Consider the following 25,179-nt stretch of genomic DNA (forward strand, 5'->3'; position numbering starts at 1 on the left):
CGGACGGCCGCCGTCGGGGTCACTCCCCGGCGACGGTCATGCGTTCGATCAGGATCGACGGGGTCTGGACGTTGCGCCGGGTCTCGACATCGTTGCCGAGCGCGACGACTCCGGCGTACAGGTCCCGCAGGTTGCCGGCAATGGTGATCTCCTCGACCGGGTAGGCCACTTGCCCGTCCTCGATCCAGTAGCCCGACGCGCCGCGCGAGTAATCGCCGGTGACCAGGTTCACGCCCTGCCCCATCACTTCGGTCACGACCAGGCCGCGGCCCATCTGCCGGATCAGCTCGGCCTGCGAGGCCTTGCCCGGCCGGACCAGCAGATTGCGCACGCCGCCGGCGTTGCCGGTGGTCTCCAGCCCGAGTTTTCGTGCCGAGTAGCTGCCCAGCAGATAGCGGACCAGCCGACCGGCTTCGATCAGCGGCGCCGGCTTCGTGGCCACGCCTTCGGCGTCGAACGAACTCGACCGCGCTTCACCCGGCCGATGCGGATCTTCGTGGATCTGGACGAAGTCGGGGAAGATCGCTTCGCCGCGACGATCGAGCAGAAAGCTCGAGCGGCGATACAGGTTGCCGCCCGAGGCCGCGCCGACCAGGTGGCGAATCAACCCCAGCGCGGTGTCGGGCGTGAACAGCACCGGCGTCGGGCCGGTCGGCGCGCGGCGCGCGCCGAGCCGCTTCAGGGCCCGCTCCGCAGCGCCCCGGCCGGTGAGCTCGGGCGCGGCCAGGGCGTCGAAGCGGCCCTGGTCATCCCAGTCCCAGTCGCGCTGCATGCCGCGCTCATCGCGCGCCACCAGCACACAGCTCTGGCCGTAGCCGGTGTGCCGATCGGCAGCGAGAAACCCGTGGCTGTTGGCATACACGCCGATCGCTGCCGACGTCGAAACGCCGGCGCCCTCGGAGTTGTCGATCCGCGGGTCGACCTCGCGGCCGGCCGTCTCGATCGCCCGTGCGCGCTCGAGCAGTGCGTTCATGTCCGGCGTCGCGGGATGCCAGCAGTCGAAGTCCTCGATGCGTTCGGCCATGCGCTCGGCATCGGCCAGCCCGCCGGCCGGGTCGGGCTGGGTGTAGGTCGCGATCGCCAGTGCCTGCTCCACGGCACGCTCCAGCGCCTCGGGCGACAGGTCGCCGGTGGTTGCCGTGCCGCTGGCCTTGTTGCGATACACCGTCACCGTCACGCCGCGGTCGCGTGCTTCCTCCAGCGTGTCGACCTCGCCGAGCCGCACGCTGACCTCGCGGGCCAGGCTGGAGCTGACGCGCACCTCGGCCTGCTCGGCGCCGCCGGCCCGCGCCTTTCGCAGCAGGCCCAGGGCAATCTCCGACAGCATCGCCTGTTCGCCGTCCGGATCGACCAGCAGTTCATGGGCCCCGCGGGCCTTCGGTTCGGGCAGCGCGCTCATGCCGTACCTCCGACCGTCAGGCCATCGATGCGCAGGGTCGGCTGACCGACGCCCACCGGCACGCCCTGGCCGTCCTTGCCGCAGACGCCGACCCCGGCGTCGAGCTCGAGGTCGTTGCCGACCATCGCCACCCGGGTCAGCACGTCCGGGCCGTTGCCGATCAGCGTGGCGCCCTTCAGCGGCGCGCCGACCTTGCCGTTCTTCACCCGGTAGGCCTCCGAGGCCACGAACACGAACTTGCCGGAGGTGATGTCGACCTGCCCGCCGTTGAAGTTGACCGCATAGATGCCGTCGTCGACCGAGGCCAGGATTTCCTCCGGATCGTGCTCGCCGGGCCGCATGTAGGTGTTGGTCATGCGCGGCATCGGCAGGTGCGCGAACGACTCGCGCCGGCCGTTGCCGGTCGCCGGCATGCCCATCGCGCGGGCGTTGAGCTTGTCCTGCATCAGGCCGACCAACCGGCCGTCCTCGATCAGCGTCGTGCAGTGGGTCGGCGTGCCCTCGTCGTCGATGCTCAGCGAGCCGCGGCGACCCGGCAGCGTGCCGTCGTCGACCACCGTGCAGTGCTCGGTGGCCACCTTCTCGCCCATCTTCCCGTTGAACGCGGAAATGCCCTTGCGGTGGAAATCGCCTTCCAGGCCGTGGCCGATCGCCTCGTGCAGCAGCACGCCGGGCCAGCCCGGACCGAGCACCACGGTCATGAACCCGGCCGGCGCGTCCTCTGCGGCCAGGTTCAGCGTGGCCTGGCGGACCGCCTCGCCGGCCAGTTTCTGCCAGGCCTCGGGGCGCATCAGCTCATCGAGCGCGTAGCGCCCGCCGCCGCCGGCGTTGCCGGACTCGCGCCGGTCGCCTTCCTCGGCGATCACCCGGACATCGAGCCGGACCAGCGGCCGCACGTCGCCGGCCCGGGTGCCGTCGCTGGCCGCGATCAGCACCGATTCGTGCTGGCAGGCCAGCGAGACGTTGACCTGGGTGATGCGCGGGTCCAGCGAGCGGGCGTAGGCATCGATGGTACGCAGCAGGTCGACCTTGTCGGCCGAACCGCGCGCCTCGATCGGGTTGTCGGCCGAATACAGCGCCGGCGTATCGACACGGCGCGCGACCGGCAACTGCCCATCCTCGCCGCTGCGGGCGATCGAGCGCGCGCTGCCGGCGGCTTCGAGCAGCGCAGGCAGCGTGATCGCGTCGGCATAGGCGAACCCGCTACCGGTGCCGACCACCGCTCGCACGCCGACGCCCTGGTCGATGTGGAAGCCGCCGGCCTTGACGATGCCGTCTTCCAGGCTCCAGGTCTCGGTCTGGCGATTCTGGAAATACAGATCGCCGAAATCGACCCGCCCGGCGACCAGCCGGCCGAGCACGCGATCGAGGTCGTCCGGCTGGAGCTCGGCCGGGGTCAGAAGATGTTCGGTTGCCAGTTGCAGCATGTCGTGCTCACTTGAAGTCGTCGTTGAGGGCTTCGTTCGCGCCGTCGAAACCGGGAAGGTGTCCACACCAGAACACGGATGGACACGGATGAAGATCAGGAATTCGTCACCGTCGGACCACGCCGTTTCGTAGAAGGGCGGAGCAACGTCGACGGCGCCTTGGACCGCGCCGGGCGCGATCGTTCGTGATGCGTCCGTTTCCCGGGCAACGGGCCGCGCCGAACTTCACGTCCACTCATTATCGGTGTTCATCCGTGTTCATCCGTGGACAAACAAACCAGGCGCGTCCATGACCCGAACAGATATCCGGGCGCCGGCGCGGGATTCAACCTCCGCCGCCTTCGTCCGGGGGCGATTCTTCGCCCGGCAGGGCCTCGACGCCGCGGGCGCTGATCGGCACGATCGAGGGGTCGCTCCACGGGCCGGTGACCGCGTACTGGACCTCGGAAATGCCGCGCAGCGGCTTGTCGAGCAGCTGCTGCAGCGCGGCACCGGCCGCCGCGCCGATCGGGCCGCCGGTCAGCGCGCCGATGATCGGCAGGGTCGAGCCGACGCCGGGCTGGACGATCAGGGTCTGGTCGTAGGTGCGATCGACCAGGTCGGTGCGACCGCGCACCCGGACGATCGCCGCCGGCGCCTCGATCACCAGGTCGTCGGTCACCGCCTCGCCGTCGGCCAGCTCGAAGTGGCCTGCCACGCGGTCGAAGGTCAGGCCCTCGGCGAACACGTCGGTGAAGTCCAGCCGGAGCCGACGCGGGATCGAGTTCAGGCTGACCAGACCGAGCAGGCGGCCGGCGCCGGGCTGCGCTTCGGGAATCACGCCGTCGCCGATCACCAGGTCCAGCGCGCCGTCGAAGCGCTGAAGCGTGAAATCGAGCGGGCTGCCCGGCCAGCGACCGTCGAGCGTGATCACCGCCTGGCCGCGCTGCAGGGCCAGATCGAAGCCGGCCTCGTTCAACACGCGGCCGAGGCCGTCGGCGGTGAAGCGGAACCGCCCGCCGGCGGTCGGCCGCCCGTCTTCGCCGGACCGCCAGTTGCCGCTGCCGGTCAGCGCCAGCGCTTCGGACTCGGTCGCGAACTGCTCGATCTCCAGCCCGTCCGGCGCGGCGTGCGAATTCATCGTCAGCCGACCGAGCTCGAGCTCACCGAAGCGCAGATCGTCGATCCGCAGGTCGATCTCCGGGAGCCGGCGCGGGTCCAGCGTCGACGGCCGGCCGGGCGGCTCGTCGACCGCCGGCCCGCGCGGCCAGTGGACCCGCTGGAACTCCGCGACGATCGCCGGGATGCCGCTGCCGCCGCCCGGCAGTCGGACCCGGCCGGCCACCGCCGGGCCGTCGACGCCGAGCCGCCAGTAGTCGTCCTCCCGGCCCAGGTCCAGCGTCATCGCACCCAGCGAAGTCCGGCCGAGCCGCGCATCCTCGATCCGCAGCGCGACGCGGCCATCGACACGGGCCGCGGCTGCGGCCCCGGCCGCACCGCGTTCCAGCAGCGGCGCGGCCAGGCCCAGCCAGCCGCCGAGGTCCAGCACCGGCAGTTCGCCGTCGACGTCGAAGCGCCCGCTGGCCGGCAGTTCGGCCGCGCCCGAACCCAGACCGACGCCGATCCGCTCGGACCCCGACCACAGGACCTCGGCGCGGTCGACGAGATCGAGCCGGACCGGCGCGTCGGCCCGGCCGAGCGGCACGACCAGCTCGAACGGCCAGGCCGCGCCGGCCGCCTTGTTCATCGGCGCGGGCAGATCCAGCGACAGCCCGACCAGGTCGCTGGCCACGCGCAGATTGCCGCTGCCCTGGCTGCCGGCGCCGCCGCCGAGCACTTCGACGGCCAGCGGCACGGTGCCGGAGACCCGGTCCAGCCAGCCGGTCAGCGTCTGCGGATCGAGCCCGAAGGCGTCGTCGGGCAGCGCGCGGTCCAGCGGCCAGCGTCCGGCAAGATGCAGCGCGAAGCGCGGCGCGAAGTCGGCGCGAACATCCAGCGACAACGGCGTCCCGTCGCGCTCGACCTCGAGCCGGGCCGGGCCGAAGCCCGCGCGCTGGAAGCCGATCGCACCGCGGATCGCGTCCAGCCGGTAGCGCGGCGTGTTCCAGTCCAGCGCCGCACCGTTGAAGCGGACCGCACCGGCCAGCCGCCAGTCGCGCAGTCCGCGCATCGGCAGCCAGACCGCGGCCTCGGCCGAGGCCGGGCCGGACCAGCGACCGGCGTCCAGCGCCTCGCGGGCGCCGGCCAGCGGCAGCGCCCGGGTCAGTCGGGCCAGGTCGGCCGCACCCGCGCCCGGTGCGCTGGCCAGGTCCAGTTCGATTTCGGCGCTGGGCAGGTGGGCGATCCGGACCGTCGGGGCCCGCAGCGCCACGCCGGCCACGCGCCCGGCCTCGACCGCGCCGTCCATCGACGGGCCGAGAAACTCCAGCCGCCCGTGCAGGTCTTCGCCGCGCGGCCAGCCGCGCGCATAGTCCAGGGTCAGGCCCTCGAACCGGATCCGGCTGTTCAATGCGCCTTCCGCCATCGATCGCTTCCAGGTGGTCGGGTCGCCGAACAGCGTGGTTCGGGCCTCGACCCGCTCGACCGCGATCAGCGCGCGGGCCAGCCAGCGGCGCACGTCGGCCGGCAGCCCCTTCAGCGGCAGCCAGCGCTGCGGCCGCTCGGCGGCAAGGCGTGGGGTGTCGACCAGCAGGTCCAGCATCACGCCGGAGGTCCAGGACGGATCGGTCAGCACCCCGCCATCGACCCGCAGGACCCGCTCGGCATCGGCAATTTCGAGCCCGTCGAATTCGATCCGACCCGGCCGCCAGCCCAGCGCGCCGTCGCTGCGATCGAAACGGACCGGCTCCGGGAACAGCGTCGGCCAGTCGAGCGCGAGCGCGCCCGACGGCTGCAGGCGCAGCGCGTCGCCGGCGAGGCCGAAATCCAGTTCGTCGAGCTCGAGATCCAGCGATTGCGCTTCGAAGCCGGCCCGCAGCGCGCGGATCCGGCCCCGGGCGGCATGCGGCCGGCCCTCGGCGCCGGCGCCGAACGCGAAGTCGTGCAGCGTCCCGCCCAGCGCGCTCGGCACGTCCAGGCCGCGTCCGCGCCACGGGGCGACCCAGGCGTGCAGGCGGGCCAGGTCGACGAACTCGGCAGCCATTGCGTAATGCGCCCGATCGGTGCCGAGCGCGGCGCGCGCGACCCAGGCCTCGCCGGTGCCGGGATCGGCAAGCTCGAACCCGATCTCGAATCGCGTGCCCTGCCCGCGCAGCGCCGATTCCAGCCGCGCCCGCTCGACCGCCTCGTCGTCGACCCGTCGGACCAGGTCGAGATCGACCAGGCCGTCGAGCCCGTCGCGGGCGGTCCAGTCGATCCAGCCTTCGCCGGCCAGGACCAGGCCCGTACCGGCCTCCGGGTCGGCATCGATCTGCAATTCCGGGACGCGGGCATGGCCGTTCAGGCCGGTCAACCGGCCGTCGTCGAGGTCCAGCCGCAGCGCCACCCGGATCGGATCGCCGACCGCGCCGTCCGGACGGGCCAGCAGCTCCAGCGCGAGCCGGTTGCCATCGCGGGCCAGCGCGGCTTCCGGCACGTCCAGCGCCAGCGCCGGCAGCGCGCGTGGCTCGACCCGGATGCCGACCTCGCGCAGGGTCAGGTCGCCGGCGGTCAGGATCCGTTCCCAACCCCGCTCGATCCGGCCCTGCTCGAGCTGCCAGCTCCAGCGCCCGTCGGCGGCCTGGATCACGGCCACGTCCAGCCCCAGCGCAGCCAGGCCCAGCGTGTTGCGCGCCGGGCGAGCCAGGTTGTACAGGCGCAGCTGCAGCCGGGCCTGGTCGAGCTGCAGCAGCGGCGCCTCGGCCGAACCGATCTCCAGCCCGATCAACCGGATTTCCGGCGACATGCGCGGCCAGCGCGCGCGCAGCTCGCGGATGCGGACCGGCTGGTCCAGCGCGTCGCTCAGCAGGCGCTCGACCAGCGGGCGCGAGACATCGGCATACGGCGCCAGCAGCCGGCCGAGGCTGACCAGCGCCGCCGACACGATGATGATCACCGCCAGCGACTTCCAGAACACCCGCCGCAGCGCACGCAGGCGGCGGCGGGCCCGATCGCGGCGTTCCGACGAACGCGTCCGGCTCAAATCAGCGCCTCCGTCACAGCAGCACGACGTCGAATTGCTCCTGGCCGTACTGCTCCTCGGGCTGGAACCGGATGCTGGTGCCGAGCTGCTCGGTCAGTTCGGCGACGGTCCGGGTGTGGTCCTCGAGGATCTTGTCGACGACCTGGGGGGAGGCCATCACCATCAGTCGGCCGGTTTCGAACTGGCGCACCGCGCGCAGGATCTCGCGGAAGATCTCCGAGCAGACGCTGTCGACCGATTTCTGCCAGCCGCGCCCGTTGCAGTGCGGACAGGGTTCGCACAGGCGGTGCTCCAGGCTTTCGGTGGTTCGCTTGCGTGTCATTTCGACCAGGCCCAGCGGCGAGATCTCCGACACCGAGGTCCGGGCCGGATCGCGGGCCAGCGCCTGCTGCAGCATGCGCAGCACCTGGCGCTTGTGCTCCTCGTCGGTCATGTCGATGAAATCGACGATGACGATGCCGCCGAGGTTGCGCAGCCTCAGCTGCCTGGCCAGCGCCTGGGCCGCCTCCATATTGGTCTTGAACACCGTCTCGTCGAAGTTGCGCACGCCGACGTAGCCGCCGGTGTTGACATCGACGGTGGTCATCGCCTCGGTCTGGTCGATCGTCAGGTGGCCACCGGACTTCAGCGGCACCTCGCGCTTCAGCGCCCGCTCGATCTCGTCCTCGACGCCGAACAGGTCGAACACCGGGCCGGTGCCGGCGTGGGCGTCGATCCGGTCGGCCCACTCGGCGACGAAGGTGGCCGCGAAGGCCTGCGCCTGGCGCAGCGTGGTCGGATCGTCGATGCGCACGCGGTCGATGCCGCCGTGCATCAGGTCGCGGATCGCGCGCAGCGGCAGCGACAGGTCCTCGTAGATGCAGTCGCCGGGCTTCGGCTGGTCCGACATCCGACGCTCCAGGTCCCGCCACAGCGTGCGCAGGTAGAACAGATCGCGCTCGAGCTCCTCGCGCCCGACGCCTTCTGCGTTGGTCCGGACGATCAGCCCGGTTTCGTCATCGGCGCCGAGCAGGTCCTCGACCAGCGCGCGCAGGCGCGAGCGCTCCTCTTCGTTGTCGATGCGCAGCGAAACGCCGACCGAGCGCACGCCGGGCAGATAGACCAGAAATCGCGACGGCAGGCTCAGCTGGGTGGTCAGCCGCGCGCCCTTCGAGCCCATCGGATCCTTGACCACCTGGACCAGCACGTTCTGACCTTCGCGGATCAGCTCGCTGATCGGCGGCACGGTCGATTCGACCAGCTCGTCGTCCAGCGCGGCGCTGAGCTCCGGGCGCGGCCGGGCGATCTCGCCGGCGTGCAGGAACGCCGTCCGGCTCAGCCCGATGTTGACGAACGCCGCCTGCATGCCCGGCAGCACCCGCTCGACCTTGCCGAAGTAGATGTTGCCGACGTAGCTGATGTCGTCGGCGCGCTCGAGGTGGACTTCCTGCAGCAGCCCGTTCTCGACCAGCGCGACACGGCGCTCCGATGGGGTCACGTTGATCAGCAGTTCGTTGCTCACGGGGTTCGGGCTCGCGCGGGGTGGACGACGGACCGGACCGCCGATGCAGCGCGGACCCGGCCCGAAAGCATAGCATCCGGGGGGATCTGCACCCCTCCGGGCTCAGGCCGGGTCGAAGCCGGCGGCGCGCAGCAGTTCGGCGGTCTCGAACAGCGGCAGGCCGACCACCCCGGAATGACTGCCGTCGATGGTCCGGATCCAGGCCGCAGGCGCGCCCTGGATGCCGTAGGCGCCGGCCTTGTCCAGCGGGTCGCCGGAGGCCACGTAGCGGGCCATCCAGCCCTCGTCGAGCGCGGCGAACTCGACCGCGGTGACCGATTCGCGAACATCGATCCGGCCATCGGGGGCGCGCAGTGCCACGGCCGAGTGAACGTGATGGGTGCGGCCGGCCAGAGCGCGCAGCATCCGCACGGCGTCCTCTGCGTCGCTCGGCTTGCCGAGTATCGAGCCGTCGAGCACCACCGAGGTATCGGCACCGATCGTCCAGGCCGCGAGATCGAGCGCGGCCGCCTTCTCGCGCGCCATCCGCTGCACGTAGTGCGACGGCGATTCACCGTCGCGGACCGATTCATCGATATCGGCCGGCCGGACCTCGAAGCGCTCGATCAGCACGGCCAGCAGCTCGCGCCGGCGCGGCGAGCCGGAGGCCAGGACCAGGGTCGGGCTCGATTCCAGCGCGTCGTTCATGGATTCACTTGTGATAGGGGTGACCGGTGGTCACCGTCCAGGCCCGGTAGAGCTGTTCGGCCAGCAGCACCCGGACGAGCATGTGCGGCAGCGTCAGCGGCCCCAGCGACCAGCGCTGCTCGGCGGCGGCCAGCACGGCGTCATCCAGCCCGTTCGCACCGCCGACCAGCAGCGCGACCGTCCGGCCGTCCATCTGCCAGTTCTCCAGCCGCTCGGCCACGTCCTCGGTGCGCCACGGCGTGCCGCGGCCATCGAGCGCGATGACGCGGGCGCCGTCGGGGATCTTCGCCAGCAGCTTTCCGCCCTCGTCGCGGCGCACGTCGGCCGGCGAAGAGCCGCGCCCGGCGTCGAGTTCGACCAGGTCCAGGTCCAGGTGGGGCGGCAGGCGCTTGCGGTATTCGCCGAAGCCCTCGGCGATCCAGCCGGGCATCTTCCGCCCGATCGCGATCAGGGCCAGCCGCACGACGGTCGGACTACAGCGACTGGGCGGGCGGCGCGGCCGAGCGCTCGCGGGTCGAGGCGTCCCAGAGCTTCTCGAGGTTGTAGAAGGCCCGGGTCTGCGGGAGCATCAGGTGAACGACCACGTCGGCCAGGTCGACCAGCACCCACTCGCCGCCCTGCTCGCCCTCCACGCCCAGCGGCGGCGGCAGGCCCAGCGACTTCAGCTTCATGGTCAGGCGATCGGCCATGGCCTTGACCTGGCGGCTCGAGGTGCCGCTGGCCAGGATCATGTAGTCGGCGAAGGTATTGCGTTCGCGCAGGTCGAACACCTGGAGGTCCTGCGCCTTGGCGTCTTCCAGCACGGCGACGGCAAGATCGCGCAGGCGCTGGACGGATTCGGCATTGTCGGAGGGGTTCAAGAGGTCGGACCGTCTCGCTTCATCGAAAGAGGATGCCATTGTACGCCCGTCGACCCCTGCGCGCGACCACCCGCAGAATCGCGTACCGAGGCGCCGGAAGGCCGGCGCCGCAGAATGGAAACGACGCGCACTGCCCGGTCAGTTCGGGCAGCTGCCGACGTTGGACAGGCGGGTCAGCGTCCGTTCGGTCGCGTAACTGGTGTTGATCGGCGGACCGATCTCGAACTCGATCGACTCGTTGGCGCTGGTCAGACCGTCGAAGGAGCGCGAGACCGTTCCGACCGGACTGTTCGTGATCGGCCCCTCCTCGCAGTAGATGCACCAGCCGCGGTACTCGAGCAGCTCGAGCACCTTGACGTCGCCGCCCGGCTCGCTGACACCGAGCACACCGCTGGCCAGCAACCAGCGCGGCTCGCCGACCGCGTCGAAGTAGTAGCGCACCCAGGCCTCGGTGGTGGCGGTGTAGAGCAGCGTCACGCCGCCTTCGGTCACGCCCTGCGGGAACCAGTGGCCGAGCAGCTGCTGGGTCTGCCCGTCGATCTCGGGGCAGTTCAGGCCGTGGTCGGGGGTGAAGATCTCCGATCCGTGGTAGCCGTTCAGGCGCCAGTCGAAGATCAGCTCGGTCTCGCTGAGCGCGGTCAGCTGGATCTCGCCGACCACGTCGACCGTCTGGCGCAGGCCGTTGCTGGTCACCCGGAAGATCGGCTGGCGGAAGTACGAGCTGTCGGCCTGCGGCGACACGCTGTTGGAGATATAGAACGCAGCCCCGCCGTCCTCGTCGTAGGTGTACCAGGTCACGAAGGCGTTGTTGCCGGCCACCTGGTACTCGATGCCCTGGTTGATCAGCCGGTCGCGCGGGCTCCACAGGCCGCGCTGGGGCGGGATGCCCTCGTCCTCGGTCACCTCGGCGGTGACCGTGACCGAGGCCTCGGCGTTGGCGCCGTTGTCCATGACCAGGAAATACAAGCCGGACGGGATGGTGGAGGCAGCGCCCGATGGCGTGACGCTGGCCGTCCAGATGCCGCCCGACACGCTGCCTGTGGTCACGAACTCGCCCAGCGTCGGCAGCGGCGGCGGCGTGATCGACGGCCCGCCCGGCGGTCCGAAGTTCGCGTAATCGAATCTGCGGATCTCCAGCGACTCGATCGGCCCGTCCACGGTGATGTCGAGCCGTGTTGCAGTCGGCGGCACGGCGATGCCCGACGTCGCGTGGACCGTCTGCGGCGGAATGACCAGCGGATAGGCCTGGCCTTCGAACAGCGCCACGCCCTCGGGCTCATTGTCCGCGGTCCGATCCACGGTCACCGGGATCACGCCGACATTGGCCGTGAAGTCCGGCGACGAGGCGATGCCGACCGCGCCGATCCAGCGCTCGGTGCGGCGCATCGCCGGCTGGTCCCAGTAGACCGGCAGCGTCAGCGTTCCCCCCGGGTGCACCGCCGGACCGGATACGACCAGGCTCGGGTCGAGGTCCTCGCTGAGCACCGCGAACTCGAACGGCACGTTGTCGGTCGCGCCCGGAGAAGACGCCAGCCAGTTCTGGACCACGATCCAGTAGGTGCCCGGCAGGGGCGTCTCGATCTGGCATTTCTCGAGGTCGCTCGGCGTGGTGGATTCGCAGAGCAGTTCGCTCGGTTCCGGGTTGCCGTCGCCGTCGGCGTCGCGGCCGACGAACAGGTCGATGTCCTGCGAACCGGAAATGAAGGTCTCGACGTGCAGCAGCAGCGCATCGGCCGGCACGTCGACCAGCTCGACGGCCACGCCGGGTCCGCCGTCGAACGGATCCTGGTTGGACGTATCCTGCGACAGACCGACCACCCGCGATTCGGGCAGCGTCAGCGCGCTGGTTCGGTACAGCGCTTCGGACACCGCGCCGAGCTGTTCGATGACCAGCTCGCCGCGGCCGCGGTTGGTCTCGGTGGTGTAGTCCTGCTGGCCCGGCAGCACGCCGGCCGAGATGAACGCGCCGACCGGCAGCCGCTGCTGGCTCCAGACATCCCCGCCCGAGGTCAGCACGACCGCGCCGCTGGCCCAGGTACCGATCTCGGTGTCGCCCGGCGAGACGGTCACGGTCAGCGTCTGCGACTGGCCCGCGCTGAGCGTGAAGTCCGACGGTGACACGTCGATGTCCAGTGGGCCCTCGGTCGTCACGCTCCAGACGCCATCGCCGAGTGCGCGCACGGTCCGGGTGAACACGCAGTTGCCGGCGCAGCCGTCACTGGCGATGCCCGGCAGGTTCAGCTGGCCGGGATCACCGCCCAGCGAGGGATTGGCGTCCTCGAACTCCTGGATGCTGACCGGCAGGTACAGGCCGATGTTCGAGGCCCGGTCGACCCGGACCCCACCGGCGCCGCGCTCGATGGTGCTGGCCGGCGAGCCGTCGTCCAGCGTCACGGCCTCGGGGTCGGCGGTCGTCATCAGCGCAGAAAAGACCTGATCCGGCCCCCAGTCCGGGTGCGAGCGGCGCAGCAACAGCGCGGCTCCGGCCACGTGCGGCGACGACATCGAGGTGCCGGTCAGGAACGCGATGGAGTTCGTACCGTCCGCGCCGGCGGCGATGATATCGGTGCCCGGCGCGGTAATGTTCGGTTTCATGACGTTCGGTGCGCCGATCGACGGCCCGCGCGAACTGCTGGTGTTCAGTCGGCCGCCGAACTCGCCGCTCTCGACGCGCTGGGTACCGGTCAGTCGGCCCTGGTGCGCGCTGCCGCCGTCGAGCCAGCTGCGGATGCGATCGCCGGCCTCGTCGCCGAGGTGCATCGCCGGCAGGCAGTGGCGATCGCTGTTGACGCTTTCGCCCTCGGCATCGGTGTTGGCCAGGATCATTCCACCGGCGCCGGCGGCCAGCACGTTGCGGCCCTTTTCGATCCGCCCGTAGGTACCGCGGTCGCAGACCACGATCTCACCGTTGAAGGTGCCCGGCGCGAACGGATTGGTCGCGCCGCTGTTGTCGGCGCAGGTCGGGCCGAGTTCGGCCGTTCCGGTGCCGCACAAGGCGTTGCCGAAGTCGCCGGCGTAGACGATCGGGCGGATGTCGGTGCCGCCGGAAATGCCCGGGCCGGTCAGGGCGCCGAGCACGAAATTGCCGCCGGAGGCGTCGAACAGCCGGTTGGCGAGCACCCGGTCGTGGGTTGCGTTGGCCACCGCGAAGGCCCACGGCGCGTTGGCCGGCGTGCCGACGGTCCCTTCGCCCGGTCCGGAGTTGCCGGCCGAAGTGACCGCCACCACCCCGGCGGCACGCAGATTGAGGAAGATTTCCTGCGAGGTCGTGAACGACTGGCCGATGCCGGCCCAGGGGTCGGTCGGCGACCCGCCGATCGAATAGTTCAGCGCATCGACCTCATCGGTGATCGCCTGCTCCAGCGCCGCGGAGGTGTCGCTGCCGAAGCACACGAACGTGCCTTCGTCCGGGTCGTCCACGCAGGCCTTGTAGGAAATGATGCTGGCTTCCGGCGCTACGCCGGAGGTCGAGAAGAAGATCGGAATGTCCTCGCCGCCCGAGCCGAAGTTGAGCGTGAACGACCACGGCAGGCCGGCGGCGGTGCTGGCCACGTGCGACCCGTGCACGTCCGGATCCTTGCCGTCGGTGCCTTCGTCGGTGAAATCCCAGACACCGATCAGCTTGTCGTTGCACGGCACGTTCGGCTGATCGCACAGGCCGTAGAACTGCCCGCGCGGATTCTCGATCGTCGGCGTACCGGGCCGCGACGGGTCGAAGAAGGTCGATTCCCAGTTGATGCCGGTGTCGACCACGCCGATCACGGTGCCCTCGCCCCGGTTCGGCGCAACGATGTCGCCCTGGCCGGTCCAGTACCGGTCGGCGCCCATCCATTCCGGTCCGTTGTCGGTGAGCGGATAGTGGATGAACTCCGGCTCGACCGAGCGCACGCCCGGCAGCTCGGCCAGCGCGCGGGCCTCGGCCAGCGTCAGCTCGACGGCGAAGCCGTTGAGCACGTGACGATAGACGTGCTTCGGTTTGATCGCGCGGCCCAGGGTGGCCTCGGCGCGCGTCAGCAGCTCGGCGCGCGCGCGGTCCAGGTGGGTGACGTAGTCGACCACGGCCGGCACGTCGGTGTCGAGCTTCGGCGCGCCGGTGACTTCGGGCGCGGTCGGCGCGAAGCGCTTGGCCGTCTTGCGGCCCTGGTCATCGAAGGTGTCGATGGTGCCGCCGCGGAAGGTCGGGGTCGGCGCCGAGTCGAGTCGGACGATGAAGGTGCCGGCCTCGAGACCCTTGGCGACCTCGGGTCGCAGGTCGCTCTTCGCGCCGGCGACCGTCCCCCCGACGGTCAGCGCGAGCGCGGCGGCAGCAAGAAGAAGGCTTCGGATTCGAGAATGATTCATGGATGGATCTGCTCCAGTTGTGATTGCCAACGCGGCCCCGCCCCCGGGGCCATGAAACGAACACGAACTCACTGGCCGGTGTCGACCGGCACGCGCATCGTGACCAGCTCCTCGGCGCTGGTCGGATGAATGCCAATGGTGCGATCAAAATCGGCCTTGGTCAAACCCGCCCGCACCGCCACCGCGAAGCCCTGGACGATTTCGCCGGCATCGGGGCCGACCACGTGCAGGCCGACCACCCGATCGCTGGCGTCTTCGACCAGGATCTTCATCAGCGCCTTCTCCTGGCGCCCGGCCAGGGTGTAGCGCATCGGCGTGAACTCCGAACGATAGACCCGCAGCGGATCGAAGCGTTCCCGCGCCTCGTGTTCGGCGAAGCCGACGCTGGCTGCCGGCGGCTGGCTGAACACCGCCGAGGGCACGTGCTCGTGGTCGGCCTGGCGCGGCATCTCGCCGAACTGCGTATCGGCGAAGGCATGGCCCTCGGCCAGCGCCACCGGGGTCAGCTGGACGCGGTCGGTCACGTCGCCGACGGCGAAGATGCTGTCGACCGAAGACCGGCTGTCGCCGTCGACCTGCACGTGCCCGTTCCAGCCGAGCTCCACGCCGGCATCCTCGAGGCCCAGGTCGCCGACGTAGGGCGAACGTCCGGTCGCGAAGAACACCTGGTCATAGGTGCCGGTCGTATCATCCGTGTAGGTCACCTCGATCCGCCCGTCGTCGGCTCGCTCCAGCCGCGCCGGGCAGACTTCGGTGCGGATGTCCACGCCGCGCTGGCGCATGCCCGCATCGACCACCCGTCGGATGTCGTCGTCGAAGCCGCGCAGGATGCGATCGCCGCGATAGGCCACGGTCACCTTCGTGCCCAGGCCGTTGAAGATGCCGGCGAACTCGACCGCGATGTAGCCACCGCCGACGATCAGCAGGTCCTTCGGCTGCTCCGGCAGGTCGAACGCGTCGTCGGACACGATGCCGAGCTCGGCCCCGGGGATATCGAGCCGGGTCGGCCGACCGCCGACCGCGACCAGGATCGTCTCGGCCGTGAAACGGCGCTCGCCGACCTGCACGGTATGCGCATCGACGACCCGCCCGCGGCCTTCATGAACCGTCACGCCAGCGGCTTCGAGCATCCGCCCGTACACACCTTCGAGCCGGGTGATCTCCCTTTCCTTGGCCTCGACCAGCGCATTCCAGTCGAAGCGCGTCTCGCCGACGGTCCAGCCGTAGCCGGCGGCGTCTTCGAAGGCCTCGGAGAACTGGCTGGCGAACACCATCAGCTTCTTCGGCACGCAGCCACGGATCACGCAGGTGCCGCCGAGGCGCGATTCCTCGCACAGGCCGACCCGCGCGCCGTGGCCGGCCGAGATGCGCGCGGCGCGCACGCCGCCGGAGCCGCCGCCGATGACGAAGAGATCGTAGTCGTATGAATGCATCGATGAATTCCGGACGTCTGGGGAAGGTAGAATCGAGCGCGTTGGATCCGGCGCTGGAACGTGAACATCAAACAGGGACCGTCCGAACGGCCCGTTTCTTGCCGCGCCGGATGATACCGCACCGCCCGCGAAGCCTGACCGGAGAACCCTCGATGTCCGCTGCCCCGCTGCCCAGCTCGCTGCTCGACGCGTTCCGCGCGACGATCTACCGGGTGCGCCTGAACAGCGGCGGCGAGGTCGATCTGCACATCGATCAGCCGGCCGGCTGGCCGGACGAAGTCGCCGGATCGATCCGACGCTGGATGATCCTGACCGCCGACAACCCGGCCGCCGAGCAGCGCGACGAGGTCGCCAACCGCAGCGCCCGCGCCGAACTCGACGCCGCGCTGGCCGAGGCCCGGCTGCCGGTCCGCGGCATCACCCGCCACATCGACCCGGACGGTCGCTGGCCGGAAGAGCGCGGCCGGCTGATCGAGCTGCTGCGCTTCGACGACGGGCTGGCCCTGGCCCGGCGCTTCGGCCAGGCCGCCGTGGTCTGCGGCGAAGGCAACGGTCCGGCCCGGCTGGTCACGGTCTGTCGCGACGACCGGGCCTGCCGATGAGCGAACTGCTGGCCGCCGATGCCCTGGTCTTCGAGCGCGCCGGCGAAGCGGTGTTCGAGCCGGTCTCGCTGGTCGTGTCGACCGGTGACGTCCTGGCCCTGACCGGCCGCAACGGCGCCGGCAAGACCACCCTGCTGCGCGCACTGGCCGGCATTCTCCGACCGGCCGCGGGCACCCGCACCGCACACGCCGACTGCGCGTTCCTCGGCCACCTGCCGGCGGTCAAGCACGACCTGAGCTGCCGCGAGAACCTGGCCTTCGAGCGCGGCCTGGGCCCGGCCGGGCTGACCGAGGCCGAGGCGCTGGCGCGGGTCGGCCTGGCCGGCCTCGGCCGGCGTCCGGCCCGCGCACTGTCGGCCGGTCAGCGCCGCCGGCTGGGCCTGGCCCGGCTGCTGGTCCGGCGCACCCCGCTGTGGCTGCTCGACGAACCCTACGCCAGCCTCGACGATGACGGCTGCGCGATCGTCGATGCGCTGATTGCCGGCCAGGTCGATGCCGGCGGCGCAGTGGTCCTGGCCACCCACCAGCGCTTTCCCGACCACCCGGCGCTGCGCCGGCTGGCCGTGGTCGCCGCCGAGGCCGCGGCGTGAGCGGCTGGACCGAGGCCCGCGCGCTGCTGGCGCGCGACCTGCAGCTGGCCTTTCGCCGGCTGGGCCAGACGCTGCTGCCGCTGTTCTTCCTGTTCGCCGTGGTCGTGCTGATCCCGCTCGGCGTCGGCCCCGGCCCGGACCTGCTGGCGCGGCTGTCGGGCGGCATGCTGTGGGTCGCGGCCCTGCTGGCCAGCCTGCTGGCGCTGGAGCACCTGTTCCGGCCCGATCTCGACGACGGCTCGCTGGAACAGTGGTTCGTCGGCCGCCGCGAAGGCTACCTGGCCGTCTATGTCCGTCTGCTGGCCTACTGGCTGGTCACCGGGCTTCCGATCGTGCTGTTCTCGCCGCTGGCCGCGATGATGCTGAACCTGCCGACCCAGGCCCTGGGCACGCTGGTGCTTTCGCTGCTGATCGGCACCCCGGCGCTGACCCTGGTCGGCGGCCTGGCCGCGGCGCTGACGCTGACCACGCGCGGGGCCGGCGCGCTGCTGGCCATCCTGGTGTTTCCGCTGGTCGTGCCGCTGATGATCTTCGCCGCCGGTGCGGTCGGCCTGGCCGCCGACGGCTTCAGTCCGGCCGCTCACCTGGGTTTGCTGGCTGCCTTTACAATACTGTGTCTGACCCTGGCGCCGATCGGCATCCGCGCCGCGCTGAAGACGAATCTCGAATGATCTGGTCCACCCTCAAGCTCTGGTTCCACAAGCTCGGCTCGCCGCCCATCTTCAGCGTGTTCGCGCGCCGCGTCGCGCCCTGGTTGTGGGCCGCGTTCTTCGCCTGCACCCTGTACGGGGTGTACCTGGCGCTGTACGTCGCACCACCCGACTACCAGCAGAGCGATTCGGCCCGCATCCTGTACATCCACGTGCCGGCCGCCTGGCAGGCCATGCTGGCCTACGTGATCATGGCCGTGCTGGCCGCGATCGCGCTGATCTGGCGGATCCGCACCGCCGAGATCATGGCCATGGCCGCCGCCCCGATCGGCGCGGCGCTGACCCTGATCTGCCTGGTCACCGGCTCGCTGTGGGGCAAGCCGATGTGGGGCACCTGGTGGGAATGGGACGCGCGGCTGACCTCGATGCTGGTGCTGCTGTTCATCTACGTCGGCATCATGGCCCTGTATGCCGCCTACGACGACCCGCGCAAGGGCGCGCGTGTGGCCTCGGTGCTGGTCATCGCCGGGCTGGTCAACCTGCCGATCATCCACTTCTCGGTCGAGTGGTGGACCACGCTGCACCAGGGCCAGACGATCCGGATCTTCGGCGAGTCGAAGATGGACCCGTCGATGATCCCGCCGCTGATCTGGACCACGCTGGGCACCAAGTTCCTGTTCGGCGCCGCGCTGCTCGACCGCGCCCGCAACCTGCTGCTGGCCCAGGACCAGCACAAGGCCTGGGTCAGGCGCGAACTGGCCCCGGCGCTCGACGACAGGAAACAGCCGGCATGAACCGCGCCCGTCCGAGCGCAGCAACAATCGATTTCGAGGTGGATTTCCGATGATCCCCGAGCTGAACTATGCGCCGTTCGTCTGGTCCAGTTATGGAGTGTTCGCGGCCGTATGCGCGTGGCAGTTCCTGGCCCCGCTGATCCGCCGCCGGCGCCTGACCCGCCAGATCCGGGAACAGCTCGAAGAAGAACGCGCCGCGGCGGCCGTCGGTCGCCCCGCGCCCCGGTCATAAGGAGGCTTCGTCCATGACCCGCACCCGCAAGCGCCGCATGATGATCGTGCTGCTGATCCTCACCGGCATGTCGGTGGCCACGGCCGTGGCCATCACCGCGATGCAGAGCAACGTGATGTTCTTCGTCAGCCCGACCAACGTGGCCGAGCAGGAACTGGCCCCCGACCGCAAGTTCCGGCTCGGCGGCCTGGTCGCCGACGGCACCGTCGTCCAGTCCGGCGACAGCCTGGACGTGCAGTTCGACGTCACCGACGGCAACCACAACGTGACCGTCGTCTATACCGGCATCCTGCCCGACCTGTTCCGCGAGGGCCAGGGCGTGATCGCCCACGGCTACCTTCGCAACGGCCGCTTCGAGGCCTACGAAGTGCTGGCCCGGCACGATGAGACCTACATGCCGCCGGAAGTCCAGCGCGCGCTGGAAGAAGCCGGCCACCCGGCCGCCGGCGGCGAAAGCAAGCCAGCCTACGGAGCCGACGCATGAGCGGCCTGCCGCACGGCCTGCTCGGCGAACTCGGCCAGGTGGCGATGATCACCTCGCTGGCGATCGCCTTCCTGCTCGCCACGCTGCCGCTGATCGGCGCCTGGCGCAACGATTCGAAGCTGATGGCGCTGGCGCCGTCGCTGACCCTCGGCCTGTTCGTGTTCGTCACGCTGGCCTTCGGCATCCTGGTCACGGCCTTCGTCATCAACGACTTCACGATCGCCTACGTCGCCACCAACTCCAACCTGCTGCTGCCGGTGTACTACCGCGTGACCGCCGTCTGGGGCGGGCACGAAGGCTCGCTGCTGCTGTGGGTGATGATGCTGGCCGGCTGGATGATCGCCGTGGTGATGTTCTCGCGCTCGCTGTCGCGGCCGTTCCTGGCCCGCGTACTGGCCGTGATGAGCTGGATCGTGATCGGCTTCCTGCTGTTCACGATCCTGACCTCCAACCCGTTCCAGCGCCTGCTGCCCACGCCGCCCGACGGCGCCGATCTGAACCCGCTGCTGCAGGACCCGGGCATGATCTTCCACCCGCCGCTGCTCTACATGGGCTACGTCGGCTTCGCGGTGGCCTTCGCCTTTGCCATCGCCGGCCTGCTCGGCGGTCGGGTCGAGCGCGACTGGGTGCGCTGGATGCGGCCGTGGACGCTGGCGGCCTGGTCGTTCCTGACCGGCGGCATCGCACTGGGTTCGTGGTGGGCCTACTACGAGCTGGGCTGGGGCGGCTGGTGGTTCTGGGATCCGGTCGAGAACGCCTCGTTCATGCCGTGGCTGGTCGGCACCGCGCTGATCCACTCGCAGCTGGTCACGGAAAAGCGCAACGCCTTCCCGGCCTGGACCGTGCTGCTGGCCATTGCCGCCTTCTCGCTGTCGCTGCTGGGGACCTTCCTGGTCCGCTCCGGCGTGCTGACCTCGGTCCATGCCTTCGCCAACGATCCCGAACGCGGCCTGTTCATCCTGGCCTTCCTCGGCATCGTCACCGGCGGCGCCCTGCTGCTGTTCCTGCTGCGCGCGCCGAAGCTGGCCCACGGCGAGGGCTTCGACTGGTTCTCGCGCGAATCCCTGCTGCTGTCGAACAACCTGCTGCTGGTGGTCTCGGCGGCGATGGTACTGATCGGCACGCTGTACCCGATCCTGGTCGACTTCATGGGCTGGGGCCAGGTCTCGGTCGGCCCGCCCTACTTCGGCGCCATGTTCATTCTGCTGATGACGCCGCTGGTGCTGCTGCTGCCGTTCGGCCCGATGAGCCGCTGGAAGCAGGACCGCTGGGCCCGGGCCGCCAGGCCGCTGCTGATTCCGGCCGTCGTCGCCGTGGTCGCCGGCACCGTCCTCGCCTGGCTGCTCGATGCCTTCACGCTGCGCGCCGTGACCGGCTGGATCGGCGGGCTGTGGCTGATCTTCGGCGCGCTGGCCTTCGTCGCCCGCGCCCTGAAGTCCTCGTCGGGCTTCCTGCGCGGCCACTGGGGCATGACCGCAGCCCACCTCGGCGTCGGCGTGTTCGTCATCGGGGTCGCCATGGTCGAATCAGCCACCTCCGAGCGCGACTTCGCGTTCACGCCGGGCCAGACCATCGAAACCGCCGGCCTGGCCTTCCGCCTCGACGAGGTGGTCACCGTCAAGGGCCCGAACTGGGCCGCCGAGGAAGCCCGCTTCACGGTGCTGAAGAACGGCGAACCGGTCACCACCATGGCCCCGCAGAAGCGCCGCTATTACCGCTCCGGCCAGGTCATGACCCAGGTCGCGCTCAAGCCCGGCCCGTTCCGCGACCTGTACATCGCCATGGGCCAGCCGCTGGACAACGGCGCCTGGTCGATCCGCGTCCACGTCAAGCCCTTCATCCGCTGGATCTGGGGCGGCGCGGTGCTGATGCTGATCGGCGGCCTGCTGGCCGCGACCGATCCGCGCTACCGCCGGCTGGCCGCGCACGCGGCGAACAAGGCCGAGCGCGAACGGCTGCAGGGCGAGGTCGCGCCGGCGTGACGCGGCTGGTGGCCATTCCACTGCTGCTGTTCGGCGTGCTGCTGCTGTTGCTGTTCGCCGGGCTGAAGACCGCCGACCAGCGCCAGACCATACGCAGCCCGATGATCGGCAAGCCGGTGCCGGCCTTCGAACTGCCGTCGCTGGCCGAGCCCGGGCGCATGATCACCAACGCCGACCTGGCCGGCGAGCCGTACCTGCTCAACGTCTGGGGCAGCTGGTGCCCGGCCTGCCGGGTCGAGCACCCCTACATCGTCCGTCTCGGCGAAGAAGCGCCGGTGCCGCTGGTCGGCCTGAACTGGAAGGACGAGCGCCGCGATGCGCTGCGCTGGCTCGAGCAGTTCGGCGACGGCTGGGACCTGCAGATCGTCGATTTCGAGGGCGTGCTGGCCATCGACCTGGGCGTCTACGGCGCGCCGGAGACCTTTCTGGTCGACCACAACGGCGTCATTCGCCACAAGCACATCGGCCCGATCGACCAGCCCGTGTTCGACGACCTGATGGAACGCGCTGGCGGGCTGGCCGCCCTTGCCGACCAGGCCGCCGCCCCACAGACAGCGCAGGTAAGCGCGGGAGACACGCCATGACCGTCCGGACCCTGGCCGCAACACTGCTGATCGTCATGGCCACCGCGGTCTCGGCACAGAGCATGCCCGAGGGCCAGAACACCAACCCGATCCAGCCGCTGGACTTCACCAGCGAGACCGAGCGCGAGCGCTACCACTCGCTGATCGGTGAACTGCGCTGCACGGTCTGCCAGAACCAGGCGCTGTCGAGCTCCGACGTGCCGCTGGCCGCCGACCTGCGCAACACCGTCTACCGCCTGATCCGCGACGGCCGCACCGACTTCGAGATCCGCCAGTTCATGCGCGAGCGCTACGGTGACTTCGTGCTGTACGACCCGCCCCTGGCCGGCCACACCCTGCTGCTGTGGGCCGGTCCGCCGCTGCTGCTGATCATCGGGGCCGTGCTGTCGGTCGTCATCGTGCGCAACCAGCGCCGCCGCATGGCCGAGCGCGCCCCGGCCGAACCGCCCGCAGAGTCCTAGCCGCGGCCGTCAAGCCGCCGCATGGTCCGCTCAACCCCGGAGAGTCCTGACCCGTGTTCCTGTTCCTGAGTGCGCTCGCCTGTCTTCTCGCCCTGATCTTCGCGCTGGTGCCGCTGTTCCGTTCGACCCCGGAAGCGCGCGCTGTCCAGCGCCGTCTCGACGCACTCGATGAACTGAGGGGCGACCTGCCCGACGACGAGTGGCAGCGCCGCCGCGAAGCACTGGAGGCGGAGCGGGCTCAGCACGTCGGCCCGTCACGCCACGGCGTCACCGCGGTCTTCATCGCCGTGCTGCTGCCGGTGCTGGTCGTGCTGTTCTATCGGATTGCCGGCACGCCGGAGGCCATGGGGCCGACCGACCCGCAGGCCAGCGAGATCCGCGGCGCGCTGGGCGAACTGGCCGCCACGGTCAACGACGATCCCGACAACGTCGAGGCCTGGACCCGCATGGGCATGATCTGGAAGACACTGCAGCAGTGGCCGGCCGCAGAAGGCGCGTGGCGCCGCGTGCTGTTCCTCGACGAGAACAGCGCCATGGCCCGCGTCGAACTGGCCGAGACGCTGCTGTTCGCCTCCGGCCGGCCCGAGATGCCCGACGAGGCCCTGCTGCTGCTGACCGAGGCCGTGCTGCTCGACCCGAACAACCAGAAGGCGCTGTGGCTGTCCGGCATGGGTGCGTTCCAGCAGGGCCGCTTCGCCGACGCCGTGGCCGACTGGGAACGCCTCGATACCCTGCTGCCAGAAGGTAACGTCAAGGACCAGGTCCGCCAGCAGATCGACCGCGCCCGCGCCGCACTGGCCAACGAAGCCCATAACGGCATGATGGCCCCGACCGACCCGGGCAGCGCCGAGCCGACAACCGGGCCGGTGGCCGCCGAAGACGGCATCGAACTGACCGTCACCGTCGAACTCGCACCTGAAATCGCCGGCGCCGTCACCGGCAGCGAGACCGTGTTCGTCTTCGCCCGCGCCAGCAGTGGCCCGCCGCTCCCGCTGGCCATCGCGCGCTTCACCGCCGGCGACCTGCCCCGCACCGTCACCCTGACCGACGCCGACGCCATGGCACCCAACATGACCCTGTCGACCTTCGACACCTGGGACGTCGTCGCCCGCATCAGCGCCAGCGGCAACGCCACCGCGTCGCCGGGTGATCTTCAAGGCGTGCGCGAGTCGGTGACCGTCGAGGACGGCGAGATCGCGGTACGGATCAACGAGCGGGTGGAGTAAGGAGCCGAACGCATCGATCGACCGCGTGAACGGGCGAACTCGGATCCAATTGCATTAGAAAAGCGAAACCCTGTGCGAATCGGCAGCTCCTCACGAACGCCTGTTGGTTTCATTGATCGCACCACAACGTACTTTCGCCCAGTCCACGGTGCGAACGCCGGAAGCGGCATGAACGCGGACGAGATAACCGAAAGTATCGGGGTATTCAGCGGTGAATGCGGTCAACCAGGATACGTCATGCTGGCTGAAGCTTTTCGGGCTTCGCCCGGACCGACTGAGCTTCCACTCCATCACCAACCGCGGGTGATGAGCGGCGCGCCAGTTTTCATCCCACGCCGTTGCAAGAGCGTCGTTCCAGATCACCAGGTCTTTCGGAGCCGACTGCCGGGAACAGGCTCGAGGCTGGGGAACAGCCCCTTCGATTCGAACCTGAGCGAGATCGGATACCGCTGCACCTGGCTGAATTTGCGCGGCCAGGAACCTGTGCGCAAAGAGATTGACGCAATCGCGCTCCTTTCCCTGCCAACTCGCGCTGAGAAACCAGTGCGAGAAATCCTCCAGGGCATCTTCTACGAATCGATCGAGGCGACTGCGCATGTCCAGCTGAAGTCTTAACTCAGCGGCGCGGTTCTAGCCGCGTCCGGTGGAGGTCCGAAGGGCCGGAACGTACTTGAGCGACTTGCTTATGCGATTTGCTGTAGCGAGTTGGCAAGATCTCGGCCAGCTGTCGGTGGCGGGAGGGGCTTCCCCTCCTTGTGGTAAAGATCGATGATATCGTCCACGATCTGACAGAGTTGGTCGAAGACCTCCTTCTCGTCGTCGCCGTGGCAGCCGCCATAGACGAGGCCGGGTGCGCTACCCACAAAACACTGGTCTTCCTCCGACCACTCCACAATCTTGGCGTAGAGGGCACTTTCCTTCATTTCTTCGCCTCCTGGACGGCCTTTTCTACCGCCCGAATCTGGTATTTCCTGGCGTCATCTCCGAGTTTGCCGGAAATCGTCACAGGTTTCGACACATTCGGGTGGACGAAATTCCGGTGGCAACCCTTTCCACCCCGGTTCCGGAAGCCTGCCTTTTCGAGGCTCTTGACGAGTTCACGGACTTTGGGCGGCACTAGCGGCTCCTAGCTGGAAACCCCTTATCACATAACGTCTGAGCTAAGCGGCGCGGCTTTAGCCGCGTCCGGTGGAGGCCCGAAGGGCCGGAACGTACTTGAGCGACTTGTTAGGCATCATTGCCTTCGGCTTCCGAACTATGGGGGGACTTGTACCGCTCCAACATTTCGGGATTGTTCTGCGCGACCTGAAAGAAGAACTTGCTCATTTTTTGTAGCAGCCACCGCAACATCTGCTCAAGCGCCAATAACTCGGATTTCTCCAGATGCAAACCCTCGTTGAATTGGAAGTGCGGAAAATTGTACTCGCCATCTAGAACAGGAAATGTGCTCGTACGAAAGTGCATTTCTTCTTCGTCAGAATGCGCAATAATTTTCCTTCTCAGATGCATAATGCGGTCAAGAAGCTCTCGATGTCCCTGATTGAGTTTGATTCCCAGAGCGCGCAAGCTAAGCTGAGATCCGGCTCGCGAATTCTCAAGTGGTCTAGCCATAGAGATAATCAGCGTTGTTTCGAAGCAACGGAACTTCCTCAAATCGACCCGACTATACCTTTCTTCGAAGTCACACTCCTCAAGAAGAAATGTCAGCGCGGACAACGCCTGCTGCAGATCCCATGATGCGTAGATTGCCCTAATCAACTGCGCCTCAGTTATCCTCATGATGCCTAACCGTCTGAGCTAAGCGGCGCGGCTTTAGCCGCGTCCGGT

At 69.4% G+C, this 25,179-nt stretch carries 23 protein-coding genes; 10 read left to right on the forward strand and 13 right to left on the reverse strand.

The features are described 5' to 3' along the window. Positions 1-19 precede the first annotated feature (19 nt). The 9 genes from pmbA to gor form a co-directional block, all read right to left on the reverse strand. Positions 20-1,399, reverse strand: coding sequence for a metalloprotease PmbA (gene pmbA, locus HFP89_RS11275; protein ID WP_240956335.1), 1,380 nt, complete (start codon positions 1,397-1,399; stop codon positions 20-22). Beyond that, positions 1,396-2,826, reverse strand: coding sequence for a metalloprotease TldD (gene tldD, locus HFP89_RS11280; protein WP_168717761.1), 1,431 nt, complete (start codon positions 2,824-2,826; stop codon positions 1,396-1,398). Before tldD ends, pmbA begins: the two co-directional genes overlap by 4 nt. Before the next feature lie 325 nt (positions 2,827-3,151). Beyond that, positions 3,152-6,925 carry a YhdP family protein gene (locus HFP89_RS11285; RefSeq protein ID WP_168717762.1) on the reverse strand — a complete coding sequence of 1,258 codons (3,774 nt, stop codon included), beginning with the start codon at positions 6,923-6,925 and terminating at the stop codon, positions 3,152-3,154. A gap of 13 nt (positions 6,926-6,938) precedes the next feature. Beyond that, positions 6,939-8,426 (reverse strand): ribonuclease G, encoded by a 1,488-nt coding sequence (gene rng / locus HFP89_RS11290; RefSeq protein WP_168717763.1) that lies wholly within the window; start codon positions 8,424-8,426, stop codon positions 6,939-6,941. A gap of 102 nt (positions 8,427-8,528) precedes the next feature. Next, the gene (locus HFP89_RS11295; RefSeq protein WP_168717764.1) at positions 8,529-9,113 is read right to left on the reverse strand and encodes a Maf family protein; all 585 of its coding nucleotides are present in this window, start codon (positions 9,111-9,113) and stop codon (positions 8,529-8,531) included. 4 nt (positions 9,114-9,117) lie between these two features. After that, positions 9,118-9,576, reverse strand: a complete 459-nt coding sequence (gene rlmH / locus HFP89_RS11300; RefSeq protein ID WP_168717765.1) for a 23S rRNA (pseudouridine(1915)-N(3))-methyltransferase RlmH — start codon at positions 9,574-9,576, stop codon at positions 9,118-9,120. A 10-nt stretch (positions 9,577-9,586) separates the two neighbouring features. After that, entirely contained in the window at positions 9,587-9,973 is a 387-nt protein-coding gene (gene rsfS, locus HFP89_RS11305; RefSeq protein WP_240956337.1) for a ribosome silencing factor, read from the reverse strand. 138 nt (positions 9,974-10,111) lie between these two features. Further along, on the reverse strand, positions 10,112-14,314 hold the full coding sequence (locus HFP89_RS11310; RefSeq protein ID WP_168717767.1) for a S8 family serine peptidase: 4,203 nt from the start codon (positions 14,312-14,314) through the stop codon (positions 10,112-10,114). Positions 14,315-14,382: 68 nt separating this feature from the next. Further along, positions 14,383-15,747 carry a glutathione-disulfide reductase gene (gene gor / locus HFP89_RS11315; protein WP_168717768.1) on the reverse strand — a complete coding sequence of 455 codons (1,365 nt, stop codon included), beginning with the start codon at positions 15,745-15,747 and terminating at the stop codon, positions 14,383-14,385. Between the two features lie 152 nt (positions 15,748-15,899). On the opposite strand from gor, the gene HFP89_RS11320 reads away from it, so the two are divergent. Genes HFP89_RS11320 through HFP89_RS11365 form a run of 10 tightly spaced genes read left to right on the forward strand, consistent with a single transcriptional unit; the run spans position 15,900 to position 23,352 of the window. Next, on the forward strand, positions 15,900-16,349 hold the full coding sequence (locus HFP89_RS11320; protein WP_168717769.1) for a DUF3293 domain-containing protein: 450 nt from the start codon (positions 15,900-15,902) through the stop codon (positions 16,347-16,349). Further along, positions 16,346-16,939, forward strand: coding sequence for a heme ABC exporter ATP-binding protein CcmA (gene ccmA, locus HFP89_RS11325; protein WP_168717770.1), 594 nt, complete (start codon positions 16,346-16,348; stop codon positions 16,937-16,939). Before HFP89_RS11320 ends, ccmA begins: the two co-directional genes overlap by 4 nt. Then, positions 16,936-17,610 (forward strand): heme exporter protein CcmB, encoded by a 675-nt coding sequence (gene ccmB, locus HFP89_RS11330; RefSeq protein ID WP_168717771.1) that lies wholly within the window; start codon positions 16,936-16,938, stop codon positions 17,608-17,610. Before ccmA ends, ccmB begins: the two co-directional genes overlap by 4 nt. Next, positions 17,607-18,383, forward strand: a complete 777-nt coding sequence (ccmC, locus tag HFP89_RS11335) for a heme ABC transporter permease CcmC (protein ID WP_168717772.1) — start codon at positions 17,607-17,609, stop codon at positions 18,381-18,383. The genes ccmB and ccmC overlap by 4 nt, the downstream gene beginning before the upstream one ends. Before the next feature lie 49 nt (positions 18,384-18,432). Further along, positions 18,433-18,615 carry a heme exporter protein CcmD gene (ccmD, locus tag HFP89_RS11340; RefSeq protein ID WP_168717773.1) on the forward strand — a complete coding sequence of 61 codons (183 nt, stop codon included), beginning with the start codon at positions 18,433-18,435 and terminating at the stop codon, positions 18,613-18,615. A gap of 13 nt (positions 18,616-18,628) precedes the next feature. Further along, entirely contained in the window at positions 18,629-19,099 is a 471-nt protein-coding gene (gene ccmE / locus HFP89_RS11345; RefSeq protein ID WP_168717774.1) for a cytochrome c maturation protein CcmE, read from the forward strand. Beyond that, entirely contained in the window at positions 19,096-21,081 is a 1,986-nt protein-coding gene (locus tag HFP89_RS11350) for a heme lyase CcmF/NrfE family subunit (protein WP_277347514.1), read from the forward strand. The genes ccmE and HFP89_RS11350 overlap by 4 nt, the downstream gene beginning before the upstream one ends. Further along, positions 21,078-21,665: a DsbE family thiol:disulfide interchange protein gene (locus HFP89_RS11355; RefSeq protein WP_168717775.1), complete on the forward strand. Its 588-nt coding sequence runs from the start codon at positions 21,078-21,080 to the stop codon at positions 21,663-21,665. The genes HFP89_RS11350 and HFP89_RS11355 overlap by 4 nt, the downstream gene beginning before the upstream one ends. After that, the gene (locus HFP89_RS11360; RefSeq protein WP_168717776.1) at positions 21,662-22,126 is read left to right on the forward strand and encodes a cytochrome c-type biogenesis protein; all 465 of its coding nucleotides are present in this window, start codon (positions 21,662-21,664) and stop codon (positions 22,124-22,126) included. The genes HFP89_RS11355 and HFP89_RS11360 overlap by 4 nt, the downstream gene beginning before the upstream one ends. A 53-nt stretch (positions 22,127-22,179) precedes the next feature. After that, complete coding sequence (locus tag HFP89_RS11365) at positions 22,180-23,352, forward strand: hypothetical protein (protein WP_168717777.1); 1,173 nt, start codon at positions 22,180-22,182, stop codon at positions 23,350-23,352. A gap of 90 nt (positions 23,353-23,442) precedes the next feature. On the opposite strand, the gene HFP89_RS11370 is transcribed toward HFP89_RS11365, so the two are convergent. The 4 genes from HFP89_RS11370 to HFP89_RS11385 all read right to left on the reverse strand — a co-directional run bounded on the left by HFP89_RS11370 (position 23,443) and on the right by HFP89_RS11385 (position 25,131). Next, entirely contained in the window at positions 23,443-23,949 is a 507-nt protein-coding gene (locus tag HFP89_RS11370; protein ID WP_168717778.1) for a hypothetical protein, read from the reverse strand. 86 nt (positions 23,950-24,035) lie between these two features. Continuing rightward, positions 24,036-24,275: a hypothetical protein gene (locus HFP89_RS11375; protein ID WP_168717779.1), complete on the reverse strand. Its 240-nt coding sequence runs from the start codon at positions 24,273-24,275 to the stop codon at positions 24,036-24,038. Next, a complete protein-coding gene (locus HFP89_RS11380) occupies positions 24,272-24,469 on the reverse strand; it encodes a type II toxin-antitoxin system HicA family toxin (RefSeq protein WP_168717780.1) in 198 nt (65 codons plus the stop codon). The genes HFP89_RS11375 and HFP89_RS11380 overlap by 4 nt, the downstream gene beginning before the upstream one ends. A gap of 110 nt (positions 24,470-24,579) precedes the next feature. Further along, positions 24,580-25,131, reverse strand: coding sequence for a hypothetical protein (locus tag HFP89_RS11385; protein WP_168717781.1), 552 nt, complete (start codon positions 25,129-25,131; stop codon positions 24,580-24,582). Between the last annotated feature and the right edge of the window lie 48 nt (positions 25,132-25,179).

The organism is Wenzhouxiangella sp. XN79A (assembly GCF_012272825.1).
In the GTDB taxonomy this organism is placed as follows: Bacteria; Pseudomonadota; Gammaproteobacteria; order Xanthomonadales; family Wenzhouxiangellaceae.